Source organism: Polaribacter sp. Hel_I_88, from assembly GCF_000687935.1.
In the GTDB taxonomy this organism is placed as follows: Bacteria; Bacteroidota; Bacteroidia; order Flavobacteriales; family Flavobacteriaceae; genus Polaribacter.
The window spans coordinates 2251627-2267602 of record NZ_JHZZ01000001.1; the positions used below are offsets into that span (position 1 = coordinate 2251627).

Genomic DNA, 15976 nt, shown 5'->3' on the forward strand with positions numbered 1-15976 from the left:
TTTTTATTATAGTGATGCAATTTACGATAAATATACTTTCTTACAAGTAAAATATAAAGTTTTAACGCATCAATTTTTGTGCTTATTATGTAAAACGAACGCTTTTTTAGTTTAGTATACTTTATCTTTGTTTCCGTTAAAATATCTAAAAATTATTTGCGTTATTTGATTATATCTATGAGAAAATATATTTTCTTTTTTTTATGTTGCTTTTGTATGCAAATATCGTTTGCGCAAGTAAGCAATTCTGTACTTTCTTCTGGCAATTGGTTTCAGTTTTCTGTGGACACCACTGGTGTTTTTAAAATTGATAGATCATTTTTACAACAAATTGGTATTGCTACAAACGGTTTAAATCCTAAGAAAATACATATTTACGGAAATGGAGGGCAAATGTTGCCGGATTTAAATAGCGATTTTAGGTATGATGATTTGCAGGAAAACGCCATTTTTGTTTCAGGTGAAGATGATGGTTCTTTTGATGCCAACGATTTTATTCTTTTGTATGCAAAAGGTCCTCATGATTGGGATATCAATACAACTACAGAAACTGTAAGACACAGACAAAATATTTTTTCTGACAAAGCTTATTATTTTATTACCGTAAATGATATTGATGGAAAAAGAATGGCTACAAAAATGCCCATCACTGCAAATGCCACAAGTCAAATATTAGTTTTTGATGACTTTACTTTTTATGAAAAAGATGAAAAAAGCATTTTAGCAGCTGGTACACAATGGTTTTTTAAGGAGGATTTTAACATTGAAAATACTCAGGAGTTTCATATTCCTTTTCCAAATGCTGTACCAAATGAACCCATTAATATTAGGGTAAGAAGTGTATTTAATTCCAACACACCTGCTTCTATGGCAGTTCAATTTAATAATCAGGAGTTATTTAGCCTTAATTATAATGGGTTGTCACCACTTTCTTTAACAAAAGCGCAAGCGTTGGAAAGAAATGCAAATGCCGTAAATTCATCGGAAAATATAAAAATTTCTTTGACCTATACCAATGCTGGAAATCCGGCTGCCAATGCATTTTTAGACTTTATTGAAATTGTGGGCAAAAAGCAATTGCGATTTACCGATTTTCAGTTTGGTTTTCGAAGTTTTGAACAAGCAGCTACCAATGGAGTTGTAGCGTATCAAATTGAAAACGGTCAAACTGCATTTCAAGTTTGGGATGTTTCAGATTACATACATCCGCAAGCCATAACAAACCAAAGTACTGGAAACAATTTTACCTTTAATGATGTTGGAGGGGAATTTAAAGAATATATTATTTTAGATGCTAATGATTTTTATGTTCCTGAAAGCGTCGAAGATCCTAGGGTAAAAAATCAGAATTTACATGCAGTAAAGGATGTCAATTATATGATTATTACCAATGCTGAATTGGCAGGACAAGCGCAAAGATTGGCAAATTATCACGAAACAAATTCTAATTTATCGACAAAAGTGGTGTTGTTAGACGAGATTTATAATGAGTTTTCTTCGGGTTCTAAAGATATTACAGGGATTAGAGATTTTATAAAACATGTGTATAACACAAATTCATCTACTGAAACAAAACTACAATATGTCTGTTTTTTTGGAGATGCTTCTTACGATTATAAAGACAGAATTCAAAGTAACAATAATATAGTGCCTGTAAAATTATCGGAAATTAGCTTTAACCTGGCAAGTTCTTGGGTTACCGATGATTTTTATGTGATGTTAGAACCCAATGAAGGCACCATGTCTACCTCGCATACCATTGATGTAGTTTCCAGCAGAATTCCTGTGTCTACCATTCCTGAAGCCACGATTGTAGTTGATAAAATTTTATCGTATTATGATAAAAAAGCCATTGGCGATTGGAGAAACACAGTAACGTTGTTAGCGGATGATATTGATGACTTAAATAGTGACAGAAATTTGCAATCTGGAGTAGAAATTATTGCGGATGAAATTACAGCAAAGAAACCTATTTTTAACATTAATAAAATTTATGCGGATGCTTTTGTACAGCAAAACTCTTCTGGAGGTGAACGCTATCCAGCTGTAAATAATGCCATAACAAATGCCATAGAAAAAGGAACGTTGGTGTTTGATTATTTTGGTCATGGAGGAGAAGATGGTTTTGCAGCCGAAAGAATTTTAGATGTACCACAAATTCAAGCCTTAAATAATCAAAATACCTTACCTCTTTTTATAACCATTACTTGCAATTTTTCTAGATTCGATAATCCAAATAGAATTACTGCTGGAGAGTTATTTTTTAAGAGTAAAACTGGAGGTTCAGCAAGTATGATCACCACTACAAGAGAGGTTTTTATCTCTACTGGGCAACGTTTTAATGAAGATTTAATACGGATTTTACTAGCTTTTAATAATGAAGATTTTACCATTGCAGAGGCGTTGGTAAAAGCAAAAAATGCTTTTTCGAGTTCGCAAAAATTCTTTATTTATTCTTTTGGAGATCCTGCAATGAAATTGGCGGTTCCAAAACCCAATGTACGCATTACAAAAATGAATGATGTTGCTGTAACACAATCTTTAGATACGATTAAAGCGTTATCAAAAATTAAGTTTGAAGGTGTTGTTACAGACGATTCAAATACAGTTTTAACGGATTTTAATGGTACTTTATCCACGACTATTTTCGATAAATCAATTGATAAAAACACCTTAGATAATGATGGTTTTGGCATTGTAAATACTTTTGATGCGCAAGAAAGTAAGTTGTTTAGAGGAAAATCTACAGTGACAAATGGCGCATTTAGTTTCGATTTTATCGTGCCAAAAGATGTGAAAGTTGCCTTTGGAAAAGGGAAATTAAGTTTTTATGCAGAAAATGGAGAAATAGACAAAGCAGGTTCCAATTTCGAAGTCATTGTTGGCGGAATTAATGAAAACGCTCCTGAAGATACTGTGGGTCCAGAAATTCAATTGTTTATGAATGATGAATCTTTTATTGATGGTGGCAATACAAACTCGTCACCAAATTTAATAGCATCGCTTTCAGATATGAGTGGAATTAATACGTCTATTACAGCTGTAGATCATGATATTGTTGGTATTTTAGATGGAGATACCGCCAATCCCATAATCTTAAACGATTTTTATCAAACGAATTTAGACGATTTTACAAACGGAAAAGTAACTTATACATTAAGAGATTTAGACGTTGGGCCACATACATTACAATTAAAAGCTTGGGACACTTACAATAACTCCTCAGAAACTACGTTAAATTTTGTGGTTGTAAGTGATGCGATTCTAAATTTAGAAAACGTTTTAAATTATCCAAATCCTTTTGTAAATTACACAGAATTTTGGTTCAATCACAACAAACCAAATGAACCTTTAGAGGTGCAAGTTCAGGTTTTTACAGTTGCTGGTAAATTGGTAAAAACTATCAATCAAAATGTGCAAACAACAGGTAATTTGTCAAGAAACATTACTTGGAATGGTTTAGACGATTTTGGTAATAAAATAGGAAAGGGAGTTTACGTCTATAAACTAAAGGTAAAATCGACTGTGAACAATTTAGTTTCAGAGAAATACGAAAAATTAGTAATACTTCAATAAAAAGTAGATATTTGTAACATTAACAAGAATAATCAAAGAATGAAAAAAATTGGATTTTGTATTGCACTTTGTGCTTTAGTAGGTTTAAAAATAAATGCGCAGAATAATGCTATTACAACAGCTGCACCTTTTATGTTAATTGTACCAGATGCAAGAGCAGGAGGAATGGGAGATATGGGGGTTGCAACGTCTACAGATGCGTGGTCTTTATTCCATAATCCTGCAAAAATTGCTTTTAGTGATCGTCAAATAAAAACGGGAATTACCTATTCTCCTTGGTTGCGTAATTTAACAGATGATATTTTTGTAGGAAGTGGTGCATACATTAACAGATTTAGCGAAAATGCAGCTTGGGGAGCAGATTTTAAATACTTTTCTTTAGGTCAAATAGATTTAACAGATAATCAAGGAAATCCAAATGGTACCATAAATCCTAACGAATTTGTGTTTACTGGTTCTTATGCCTTAAAATTAAGTGAAACTTTTTCGATGGGAGTTTCTTTAAAATATTTGCGTTCTAATTTAGCATTTAATGGAACTGCCGGAAATACATTGCAACCCATCAACTCTTTTGCTGTAGATGTTTCTGGATATTACCAATCTTTTGAAGAAAATTATGGTAATTTTAATGGACGTTATAGAATAGGTTTCAATATTGCCAATATTGGTCCTAAAGTATCTTATACACCAGGTGAAGAAGATTTTATCCCAACCAATTTAAAGTTTGGTGGAGGTTTTGATTTTATTTTAGACGATTATAATATTATTTCAACAAATGTTGAATTTACTAAATTATTAGTACCAACGCCACAGCCAGATGGTTCTGATGAAGAAAAAGGTTGGATTCAAGGAATTTTCGGGTCTTTTGGAGATGCTCCAGGAGGTTTTAGCGAAGAATTAAGTGAAATCACCTATGCTTTGGGTGCAGAATATTTATACAACCAAGCTTTTGCTTTAAGAGGTGGATATTTTCATGAAAGTGTAGATAAAGGAAGTAGACAATATTTTACATTAGGTGCAGGCTTTAGAACCAATGCTTTAAATATAGATTTATCTTATTTAATAAATTCTTCGGATGTAAATAACCCGTTAGAAAACTCACTTCGTTTTTCTTTATCTTTTGATTTAGGTGAAATTTACGATAACTACTAAAAGTGATATTTTTTTAGTAAATTTATAACCATAATAAAAAGCAGTCCCTAAAGGCTGCTTTTTTTGACGACTTTATTTTATGAGAAAAATTCAAATAGCAACATCAGCAATCGTTTTTAGTACTCTTTCAGAATTATCTACACAAGATAAAATGCTAATGGAAAAAGCCATTGAAGCACGAAAAAAAGCCTACGCTCCCTATTCTAAATTTAATGTAGGTGCAGCTTTGTTGTTAGAAAATAACGAAATTGTTACAGGAAATAATCAAGAAAATGCTGCATATCCTTCAGGAATGTGTGCAGAAAGAGTTGCTATTTGGAAAGCGGGTTCCGATTTTCCGAATGTAAAAATCTTAAAATTAGCGATTTCTGCGAGTTCAACAATTACAAAAGTAAACAAACCTGTGGGCCCTTGTGGAGCCTGTAGACAATCGTTATCAGAATACGAAATCAAACAGAAACAACATTTTCCAGTAATTTTTATGGGCGAAGTTGGCGAAATCATCAAAACTGAGTCTTTAGATGCTTTGTTGCCTTTTTCTTTTGATAGTAGCTATTTGTAGGATTGTTGCCACGAATTCACGAATTATTTCTGTTTGATTTTTGTGTTGAATTTATTGGTCTCAAATTTTATTTAAAACTATGTACTTTAGTGCATTTTGCTTTAGCTTCTAAAAATTTCAGCCACGAATTCACGAATTTCACTCACATAAATTTGTTGTGCTTTCGCATTTCACGAAGCAGACTTTTAGTCTGCAAACCTAACCTATAGACTTGAAGTCCATAGTGGTTTAGTTGAGTCTTAAAAGCATATAGTATGAATCAAATTAGCTAAGCTTTATGATTTTCTTGGTAATTAAAAAATCAAATTATGATTTATTATATTTGTAAACCGTTCAAATTAAATACTATGGAAACAACAGCGTTAAGAAATAAAATAATAAATCAATTTCAAGAATTTATCGAAGACGATTCTAAATTAAATATATTGGATGGTGTTTTTGATGCTATGACAACCACGAATACTATTGATTCTTTAGTTTCTGAAGAACATTATAAAAAAGTAGAAGATCGCTATCAAAAAAAAATAAAAGGAGAAACCAAAGGGAAAAGTTGGGATGAAGTGAAACTTGAATTGCAGCAAAAATATGGTTTCTAAACCTATTTTGATTATTGACCCTGAGGCTCAAAAAGAAATAGAGAAAGCTATTGAATGGTATGAAATGGCTAAAGTAGGATTAGGTTTTGAGTTTTATTCTTATTTAGAGGGTTACTTTAAAACGCTTCGACAAAACAATGCTTATTTTCAAATAAAGAGAAAACCAATTTTTAGAGAATTGCCATTAAAAAGATTTCCATTTGTAATTATCTATGAACATAATTATGAAGAAATTTATATGTATTCAGTGTTTAATACTCGCAAAGACCCTATAAAAAAAAGAAAATAATTCATATTATTTTTAACCAGTCGTAAGATTATTACCACAAATTCAAGATTTTTTTCCTGCAAGGTTTTAAAAACCTTGTAAGTACCATAATTATATCAAATTTCGTTTTTTTAGTTATTAAAAAACACAAAAATGTCAGTTCGAGTGATTTTTCTTTTTTGAAAAATTGTATCGAGAACTTGTATAGTTGCTATAATAGGTATGCAGATTACAAGTTTTTGGTTTCATAAAAAAAATATAAAAAACGAGGCTGTCTAAAAGTAAACCTACTGTCAACCTGAATTTATTTCAGGTTCTCATAATAATTAATTATCATTATTTTAAGATGCTGAAACAAGTTCAGCATGACAAGATGTACTATTTTTAGACAGCCTCGATTTTGTTTTTATCAGCCTATTATTTTAAATCTTGTAGTAAAACTTCTACTGCTTTTTTAAGTTGATCATCTTCTCCTCGTTCTTTCCAACCTGGTTTGTTTTCTACTAAATAATCAGGAACTGCTGGCCCATGCTCCATATTCATGCCAGACTCTTTTACGTACCAAGCTCTGTAAGGCATTCTAATAGAACCATCTTGCAATCTTTGAGAACCTGTAGAAATTACAGCGCCAAAAGTTGGTTGCCCAACTAACTTACCTAATTTGAAACTCTTAAAAGCATGTGCAAAAATTTCTGCATTCGAATAGCTACTTTGATTAGATAAAGCTACCAAAGGTTTTGTGTTTACAGATAACAATGCACGTTCGTTAAAAGGATAGTTTCCTGAAAAGTTTTTATTGTTTTTTTGCAAATTATCAGTAGCACCTCTTGGAACTGTATAGGCATGTTGTTGTACTGTTAAAACTGCCATTAAACGATCTGTAGTCCAACCACCACCATTATTTCTTACATCAATTACAATTCCTTTCTTACCATAGCCAGACGCTTTTAGTTCTCTTTCAAAACGCTCGAAACTAGGTAAGTTCATTCCTTGAATATGAATGTACCCTAATTGACCATTTGAGTATTCATCCACCAATTTTTTACGAGAATTGATCCATTCCTCATAACGTAAATCTCCCATAGTTCTGGTAGAAGAAGTTCTTACAACGATTTCTCTTTTATCGGCCAAGGTTAGCAGAATTTCTTCTTCATTCGTGTTTTTTAGCAAATGGTAAAAGTTGGTGTTTTTATCAATTTTTTTACCATTTACTGCTTCAATAACATCACCAACCTTTAAAGAAACATTTGTTTTTGTAGCAACTGAATTCGGAAGCACGTAGTTAATTTTTACACCATTTTTAACGTTGCTAACATCCAATCCTAACAAACCAACATTATCGCTCGATGTTTTTTCTGGAGTACTACCTCTATACCCCATATGACTCGCATTTAATTGCCCCAACATATTGTTAAACATAAACGTATAATCTTGTTTTGTATTGGCAGCCAACACCCAAGGTCTGTAACGTTTTACAATGTTAGCCCAATCATAGCCATGAAATTTTGGATCGTAAAAACCAGCAGTGATGGCTCTTACACCTTCTTCAAAAACTTGCTCATTTAATTGGCTAAAATTGGTGGTGTATGTTGCTGAATGATTGTAAGAATCAAATTTATCTGATTTCAAATTCAACGATTTTAGTTTTCCTCTAGAAGCATAATACAACACATCCTTATGCAAACTAGCACTACCAATATTGCTAACACCTTTTACTTCTTCTGGAGTTCCACCTGCAATAGCTACTTTATACAAACCGTCTTTATCAGTTGCTGGGTTGGTAGTAGCAATGTAAATGCTTTTACTATCGGCACTAAACATGGTGCCATATTCATTTCCTGCCCAATTGGTTATTTGTGTTAATCGATCAAAAATTCTGTCTTCATCAATCTTTACAACAATTTCTGTCTTTTCTTTTTTATCTTTTGATGATTCTTCTTCTGATTGATAATAAGCACCTTCTTTAAAATCCGTTTTTGTTTTTTCCCAATCTGATTTTTGCAACCAAACCATCCAAGTATCATAATTGATACCACCTCTATCTCCAGCTCTGTTAGAAACGAAAGAAAGTTTTTTTCCATCAGGACTCCATTGTGGAGACCTATCAGATCTTGGGTGCATAGAAACATTCATTTTTGTAGTTGGATTTTCAACAGACTGAATGTAAATTTCACTATCAAAATCTAAATCTTGTTGCGAATAGGCTATATATTTGCTATCTGGACTCCAAGAAACTCCATCTGCAGATGCCCATGTATTTGAATAGGTTTTTGGTTTTGAGATTTCACCATCTTTGATGTCTGCAATCACCAATTTTCCTCGACCAACTCTGTAGGCTATTTTCTTTCTATCAGGAGATACTAAAGGTTCAAAAACATCAATATCACTTTTAGTTAATTGTTTAATATTAGTTTTTAAAGTTCTGCTTAAATTTACGTTCTCATCAGCAGAAACCACTTTATAAAACTCATTTTGTCCACTTCTGTCAGATAAAAAACCAAGTGTATTGTCATCAATCCAAAAAGGATCATCATCTCTAAAAGGATGCTTACTTACATTATTTGTTTTCGTTTTGTCTTTGTCGTTTTCTTTGACAAAAATTTCGCCATTGATGCTTAACGCAATTAATTTTCCATTTGGCGAAACATTTAAAGCGCCAATATCTCCAGAAACAGTCTTTGTTTCTTCTAACTCAAATCGGTTATCGGTTGCTAAGTTTAGGGTTATTTTTTGACTTGCGCCATTTTCGATTTTAAAAACGTCAATCCCACTATTATACATAATGGTACCATTATTACTAACTGAAAAAGATAAAACCCCATTAACTTTCAAGTTGGTTAAGGCAGTTTCAGTGCCACTTTTTGTTCCTTTATCAGTAAGCGATGTTTTATAAATATTATAACGTCCACTTGCTGCGCCTATATAATATAAGTTGTTGTTTTCGTCCCAAAGTGGTGTATGATCGTTTTTTTTACTAGTGGTAATTTGATGGTATTCTTTGGTATTTAAATTATACACCCAAACATCTCTTTGCGCAGGTCCATCATAATCCTCTCTGGCTATTCTGCAAGTACCCTTTACAAAAGCCACAAAATTTCCATTGGGAGAAAGTGTTGCTTGACTTCCTAAAGCTGTCATAAAACGATTTGGAGTTTCGCCATTCTCGTTTATTTTATAGATAGATGTTTCTCTTTCTGTTCCTTTAAAAATTCGATTGCTCGAAAAAATAATATCGCCATTTTTACTCCAAAAACTAGGACTATCGGTTGTTGGGTAATAGGTTAATTGCATTGGAACTCCACCATTTAAATCGGTTTTAAAAATGTTGGTATAGCCTCTTCTGTTCGAGTTAAAAACAAGTTGATTGCTTGTACGATTCCAAATAGGATCGCTCTCATACCCTTGATGGATGGTTAATCTTTTCGGTTGATTTGTTGCCAAATCTAAAACCCAAATATCACCATCAAACCCAAAAGCCATTTTTGTAGCATCTGGACTAATTGAAGGAGTACGTATAAACGTTTCTTGAGCAATTGCAATACATGTATTACAAAGAATTACAAGTGATAATAAAGTTTTTTTAGTCATTTTTCTGAAGTTTAAAAAGTCTAATTTAACCTTTAATTAATTATTTTTGAGTTTTAGGATATTTCTTTAAGAAAATTTTAAGATTTTTAAAATGAAATTATTTTTTTGAATTCTAAAAATTAGCAATGTTATGGATTTATAGAACCGATACACAACATCCTTGCATTTAGATGAATTAAACAATTTTACAACCTATGAAACCAGATATTTCATCACGAGAAGATATTAAAAATGTTATTACAAAATTCTATAATTTACTATTGGATGATCAATTAATGATGCCTTTTTTCGAAGAAATAGTCCAAAAAAACGAGTTAGAACATCACTTAGAAATCATCACTGATTTTTGGCATGATATTCTGTTTGATACCAATGAATATCATCAAAATGTGATGCAAAAACATCTTCAAAAACATGCTTTTATCACCTTTAAAAAAGAACATTTTACACGTTGGGTATCGTATTTATTTACAATAATTGACGCTGCTTTTATAGGTGAAAATTCTGAGAGAATGAAGGCTAGAGCCCAGTCTATTGCTACAATTATGCAGTTAAAAATGAATTTATATCAAGATAAAAAGCAAATATAATGTTACTGAATTTCGGTTTTAAGTTTCGTTGTAGAATGCTATTTCTGTTAATAGTCTTATTTTTATAAAAATTATAACGAATAAAAAAAATGATTTCATCAAAAATAACTGGAACAGGAACTTTTATACCTTCTTTAAAAAAGGAAAATAAAGATTTTCTAGACACAGCATTTTTAAATGCAGATGGTTCTGCAATTCCCTCTAAAAACAGTGAAATTGTAGAAAAATTTAAAGCTATTACAGGTATTGAAGAAAGGCGTTATGCAAAAGCTGAATATGCAACTTCAGATTTGGCTTTTTTTGCTTCAGAAAAAGCGATTGAAGATGCAAACATTAACAAAGAGAATATCGATTATATTATTTTTGCACATAATTTTGGAGACATCAAACATGGCACAATTCAAGGAGATATGGTGCCAAGTTTGGCTACCAGAGTAAAATTTAGATTGGGTATTAAAAACCCAAACTGTGTTGCTTATGATATTTTATTTGGTTGCCCTGGTTTTATTGAAGGTATTATTCAAGCGCAAGCTTTTATAAAAGCAGGTATTGCCAAAAAATGTTTGATTATTGGTGCAGAAACATTATCCAGAGTTGTAGACAAACACGATAGAGATTCTATGATTTATAGTGATGGAGCAGGTGCTTGCATTGTAGAAAAAACGGAAGAACAAGATTCTGGAATTATAAGCCACGCAACGCAAACCTTCGCAAAAGAGGAAGCTTATTTTTTGCATTATGGTAGTTCTTTTAATAAAAATGAAGACAAAAATATACGTTATATAAAAATGTTTGGTCGTAAAATTTATGAATTTGCGATTACAAATGTGCCCAAAGCCATGAAAATTGCGTTAGATAAAAGTGGTTTAGAAATCGATGATATTCAAAAAATATTTATTCATCAAGCCAATGAAAAGATGGATGAAGCTATTGTAAAACGATTTTACAGGTTATTTAAAAAACCAGTTCCAGAAGGTATTATGCCAATGAGTATTCATAAATTGGGCAATAGTTCTGTAGCAACTGTGCCTACTTTATTAGATTTGGTTTTAAAAGGAAAAATCAAAAATCAAAACGTTGCAAAAGGCGATGTTGTGATGTTGGCATCTGTTGGAGCTGGCATGAATATCAATGCCATTGTATATCGTTTTTAAAATCACATTTTTATTTTTTTTTAAATTACTTTTTTGGGCGTTACTTTGTGCTGAAAGCATTCAGCACTAAAGTCAGGCTTTCCATTCCAATCTTTTTTATGTAAGTTTCTTTTAAGCTTTTGGTTTTTTAAAAAGTGTGAGCATCATAAATGGAATTACGCTAACTTATTCTGGCATAAAAAAGGATTTCCTTTACAATCCTTAACGCAAGTATTTACAATCTTCCTACAAATTTTAAGATGAAAGCTCTATTTTTACTTTTTAAAGTAAAAACATGAAAAAAACGATTCTTTTAACCCTAACCATGTTAACCTTATTAACAGGAACTTTACTCTTTTTTGTAAGAGGAATTGGGACTGTAATTCTGTTTTCAATCTGTGTATTTTTACTAATAATTGCTATTAGAGATGCTTTACAAAGAAGACATTCCTTGTTAAGATCTTACCCATTAGTGGCTAGGTTACGTTGGGTTTTTGAAGAAGAAAGAGAAAAAATTCAGCAATATTTTATTGAAGACGATTTAAATGGAAAACCATTAAGCAGAGAGCAAAGAAGTTTGGTGTATCAACGTGCAAAAAAACAATTGGAAACCGTTCCTTTTGGTACACAACACAATTTATATCAAGATGGTTACGAGTTTGTAAAACACTCTTTATTTCCTAAAAATCATCATGATGTTACTGGAGATAAAATTGTGTATGGCTCAGATAAATGTACACAAAAATTTGAAACATCCATCTTAAGTATCTCAGCAATGTCTTTTGGATCTTTGAGTAAAAATGCTGTGATGGCATTAAATCAAGGCGCAAAAATGGGCGGTTTTTCTCATAATACTGGAGAAGGTTCCATTTCACCTTATCATTTACAAGGAGGAGATATTGTTTTTCAAATAGGTACAGGATATTTTGGTGCTGGTAAAACTGATGAAAATGACACACGTGTTTTTGATGCAGAAATTTTTCAAAAAAATGCGCTAAGACCCGAAGTTAAAATGATTGAGATAAAATTATCTCAAGGAGCAAAACCTGGTCACGGAGGTATTTTACCCGCTAAAAAGAATACGAAAGAAATAGCAGAAATTAGAGTTGTAGAACCAGGTATTGATGTAAACTCTCCACCTTCGCATTCGGCATTTTCTAATTTTGATGAAATGATCACTTTTATTCAAAAATTGAGAGATTTATCTGGAGGAAAACCTGTAGGAATTAAATTGTGTGTTGGTAATAATGAAGAAATTGAGCAAATGATTCAAACGTTTGTAAACACAAATAACTATCCAGATTATATTGCAGTTGATGGTGGAGAAGGAGGAACAGGAGCTGCACCATTAGAGTTTACCAATTATATGGGTACACCTTTGGTGGAAGGCTTGTTATTTATCAGTAAAACGTTACAAAAACATCAACTTAAAAAAAATATAAAAATTATTGCAAGTGGCAAGGCTATGAATGCGTTTGATATTGTTCGTTTACTTTCTTTAGGAGCAGATGCAGTTGGTATGGCTCGTAGTTTTATGTTAAGTTTAGGTTGCATTCAAGCAAGAGAATGTAATATGGATACGTGTCCAGTTGGTGTAGCTACACAAGATCCTGATTTAAACAAGGCTTTAGTGGTTGGCAAAAAAAATATCCGTGTAAAAAACTATCATAATGAAACTATAAAAGCTGTAAAAGAAGTTGTTGGAGCCATGGGGTTAGAAAATTTACATGATTTAAAACCCAGCCATATTTTTAGAAGAATGGAAGATGATACCATTATAAATTTAGAAAAAAAGTATGAAAGTGAATTGGTTTGATGTTATTATAATTGGAGGTGGTCCTATTGGAATTGCCTGTGGGTTAGAAGCAAAGAAAAAAGGATTGAACTATTTGATTCTAGAAAAAGGGCCAATTGTAAATTCGCTTTATAATTATCCAACAAACATGCAGTTTTTCTCTTCTTCAGAAAAGTTAGAGATTGACGAAATTCCGTTTATTAGCAAAGAAGCAAAACCCAGTAGGAGTGAAGCTTTGGAGTATTACAGAAGAATAACAACTTCCAACAAATTGAAGATACATTTGTTTGAAAAAGTACATTCTGTTGATAAAAATGATCCTGTTTTTGATGTTAAAACGTATAAACAAACGTACAAAGCAAAAAATATTGTAGTTGCTACAGGTTTTTATGATCTTCCGAAAATGCTGCATATTAAAGGCGAAGATTTACAAAAAGTTTCCCATTATTATAACGATCCTCATTTTTATGCAGGTCAAAAAGTTGCGATTGTAGGTGCTAGTAATTCAGCCATTGATGCAGCTTTAGAATGTTATAGAAAAGGAGCAGAGGTTAGTTTAATAATTCGTGGTGCAGAAGTTGGTCAGCGCGTAAAATATTGGGTTCGTCCAGATATTATCAACAGAATTAAAGAAGGAAGTATCAAGGCTTTTTATAATAGTGAAGTTGTTGAAATTAAAGACGAAGAAATTAAAATTGAAACTCCAACAGGAATTGAAACTATTCCAAACGATTTTGTGTTGGCATTAACAGGTTACAAACCTAATTTTGGTTTTTTGCAAGATATGGGCATTCAATTATCAAAAGACGACCAAAAAATACCTGTGTACGATTCTGAAACGATGCAAACCAATGTGCAAGGAATCTATTTAGCGGGTGTAATTTGTGGTGGTATGCAAACGCATAAATGGTTTATAGAGAATTCTCGAATTCACGCAAAAATGATTGTTGAAGATATTTTAGAGAAATAATTTTTCATACAGTTTGTCATTCTGAAAGAATCCCACACAAAGTTATCGATTTTTTTAAAATTCAATAAAATTCAATAAAATGAAAAAAATTTAAAAGAATTTAAGATAGTTATCGAAAAAATTTCACGCCCAATTTGCCATTCTGAAAGAATCCTACATACAGATTTGTAGCTGTGATGATTTAACAGTTGAATGAAAATTTAATTAAGTTTGTCACTAATTAAAAAACAAACCTGTTTGCTCCTCATTACGTGAGACGTTTTCAGCGTGACAAATTGAGAGGCAGTTGTCAATTCGAGTGATTTCGATTTTTTCATCGAAATTGTATCGAGAACTTTTTGAAACTCACAATTTGAATTCACTAAAAACTCTTTTTCTCAAATTGAAATTCTGAATTAATATACAATGCAAAACCCACTCAAAAAAATCAAAAAACCTTGGCCAACCAAAAAGGCGATGGAACAGATTTACGACCAAAATCTGTGGGGAACTAACAACACCAAATTTTATTCTGGTTTTGGTTCTCATCATCCAGCAATTGTAAATCCATATGTTGAGGTTGTAGAACAATTTTTAACTTCTTTTGATGAAAAAATCACAGTGTTAGATGTAGGTTGTGGCGATTTTAACATCGGAAGTCAGCTTGTAAATTTCACTAAAAAGTATATTGCTGTTGATATTGTTGAAGATTTAATTCATCATAATAAAGAAATATTTAAAGCAGAAAATTTAGAGTTTCAATGTTTAGATATTGCAGTTGATAATTTACCCCAAGCAGATTGCATAATCATAAGACAAGTTTTACAGCATTTGTCAAATGAAGAAGTGCAAAATGTTGTACAAAAATTATCGAATTTTAAATATGTTATTCTTACAGAACACATTCCCAAAGGAAATTTTATACCTAATAAAGACATTATTTCAGGACAAGGAATTCGCCTTAAAAAACAAAGTGGCTTGGATATTTTAAAAGCGCCTTTTAATCTGAAAATACAAGAAGAAAAAGAATTATGTTCATACTCTTTGAATAATGATCTAGAAATTATAAAAACAATGCTTTACAAAGTTGATTAAATAGTTTTAAGATGAAAAATTCAATTTAATTAAGGTTTTGTTCTAACTCCATCTAAAATTTTCTGATCGAATTTTACATCACTTTCATTGCTCGATTTGTGCAAAACAGAAATATCTCCAGTAGATTCTAAAACCACATATAAAACCTGTCCAAAATTTAAAACATTAGCCTCTCTTAATTTAGACATTAATTGACCTTCTTCAATTCTTGCATGTTGTAAGTTTTCTGTGAGTATTTTATCTCCATCCATTAAAAGCAAAGGTTTATTTGAAATTAGTGAGTTTAGTTTTGGGAATTTTCGCTGCAAAAAAGAGAAAATATAAGTAAGTATTAACAAACCAGCTATTGCAAAAACTCCATGAGCAATTGATGTTGAAGACGTTAAAATTGTTGAGATAATACTACCAATGGCAATTGTGAACGCAAAATCGTACGCAGTAAATTTAGCAAAGGATCTTAAACCAACGAATCTGGTTAAAACTATAATTGCTATAAATAACAAACAACATCCTAAAAGTGTTTGTATTAAAGGGTCGTCGTTTTTGTAAATCCAATCTAATTCCATCATAAACTTTTTTATAAAATTAAAATTATTATTTTTAAAAACAAAAAAAACGTTCCCATTTACTTAATAAATCTCAGTATTTGGAAGCGATTTTAAATATTTACTC

The 15976-nt window shown here is 31.6% G+C and carries 12 protein-coding genes; 10 read left to right on the plus strand and 2 right to left on the minus strand.

All coding sequences use genetic code 11. The features are described 5' to 3' along the window. Positions 1 to 216: 216 nt before the first annotated feature. The 5 genes from porU to P161_RS0110150 all read left to right on the plus strand — a co-directional run bounded on the left by porU (position 217) and on the right by P161_RS0110150 (position 6175). Entirely contained in the window at positions 217 to 3576 is a 3360-nt protein-coding gene (gene porU / locus P161_RS0110130) for a type IX secretion system sortase PorU (RefSeq protein WP_231494730.1), read from the plus strand. Between the two features lie 39 nt (positions 3577 to 3615). Beyond that, positions 3616 to 4728, plus strand: a complete 1113-nt coding sequence (gene porV / locus P161_RS0110135) for a type IX secretion system outer membrane channel protein PorV (RefSeq protein WP_026776882.1) — start codon at positions 3616 to 3618, stop codon at positions 4726 to 4728. A gap of 79 nt (positions 4729 to 4807) precedes the next feature. Next, positions 4808 to 5290, plus strand: a complete 483-nt coding sequence (gene cdd / locus P161_RS0110140; RefSeq protein WP_026776883.1) for a cytidine deaminase — start codon at positions 4808 to 4810, stop codon at positions 5288 to 5290. A 347-nt stretch (positions 5291 to 5637) separates the two neighbouring features. Then, on the plus strand, positions 5638 to 5886 hold the full coding sequence (locus tag P161_RS0110145) for a hypothetical protein (RefSeq protein ID WP_026776884.1): 249 nt from the start codon (positions 5638 to 5640) through the stop codon (positions 5884 to 5886). After that, positions 5876 to 6175: a hypothetical protein gene (locus tag P161_RS0110150; RefSeq protein ID WP_026776885.1), complete on the plus strand. Its 300-nt coding sequence runs from the start codon at positions 5876 to 5878 to the stop codon at positions 6173 to 6175. Before P161_RS0110145 ends, P161_RS0110150 begins: the two co-directional genes overlap by 11 nt. Positions 6176 to 6571: 396 nt before the next feature. On the opposite strand, the gene P161_RS0110155 is transcribed toward P161_RS0110150, so the two are convergent. Then, positions 6572 to 9742, minus strand: coding sequence for a S41 family peptidase (locus P161_RS0110155; protein ID WP_026776886.1), 3171 nt, complete (start codon positions 9740 to 9742; stop codon positions 6572 to 6574). A 194-nt stretch (positions 9743 to 9936) separates the two neighbouring features. Here P161_RS0110155 and P161_RS0110160 point away from each other — a divergent pair, with 194 nt between their 5' ends. The 5 genes from P161_RS0110160 (at position 9937) to P161_RS0110180 (ending at position 15304) form a co-directional block, all read left to right on the plus strand. Further along, entirely contained in the window at positions 9937 to 10332 is a 396-nt protein-coding gene (locus tag P161_RS0110160) for a group III truncated hemoglobin (RefSeq protein ID WP_036841391.1), read from the plus strand. An 89-nt stretch (positions 10333 to 10421) separates the two neighbouring features. Then, positions 10422 to 11486, plus strand: a complete 1065-nt coding sequence (locus P161_RS0110165) for a 3-oxoacyl-ACP synthase III family protein (RefSeq protein ID WP_026776888.1) — start codon at positions 10422 to 10424, stop codon at positions 11484 to 11486. A 274-nt stretch (positions 11487 to 11760) separates the two neighbouring features. Beyond that, complete coding sequence (locus tag P161_RS0110170) at positions 11761 to 13281, plus strand: FMN-binding glutamate synthase family protein (RefSeq protein ID WP_026776889.1); 1521 nt, start codon at positions 11761 to 11763, stop codon at positions 13279 to 13281. Continuing rightward, on the plus strand, positions 13268 to 14230 hold the full coding sequence (locus P161_RS0110175; RefSeq protein WP_155810507.1) for a YpdA family putative bacillithiol disulfide reductase: 963 nt from the start codon (positions 13268 to 13270) through the stop codon (positions 14228 to 14230). Before P161_RS0110170 ends, P161_RS0110175 begins: the two co-directional genes overlap by 14 nt. Positions 14231 to 14635: 405 nt before the next feature. After that, complete coding sequence (locus P161_RS0110180) at positions 14636 to 15304, plus strand: class I SAM-dependent methyltransferase (RefSeq protein ID WP_026776891.1); 669 nt, start codon at positions 14636 to 14638, stop codon at positions 15302 to 15304. Between the two features lie 29 nt (positions 15305 to 15333). On the opposite strand, the gene P161_RS0110185 is transcribed toward P161_RS0110180, so the two are convergent. Then, a complete protein-coding gene (locus P161_RS0110185) occupies positions 15334 to 15870 on the minus strand; it encodes a DUF421 domain-containing protein (protein WP_026776892.1) in 537 nt (178 codons plus the stop codon). Positions 15871 to 15976: the final 106 nt, after the last annotated feature.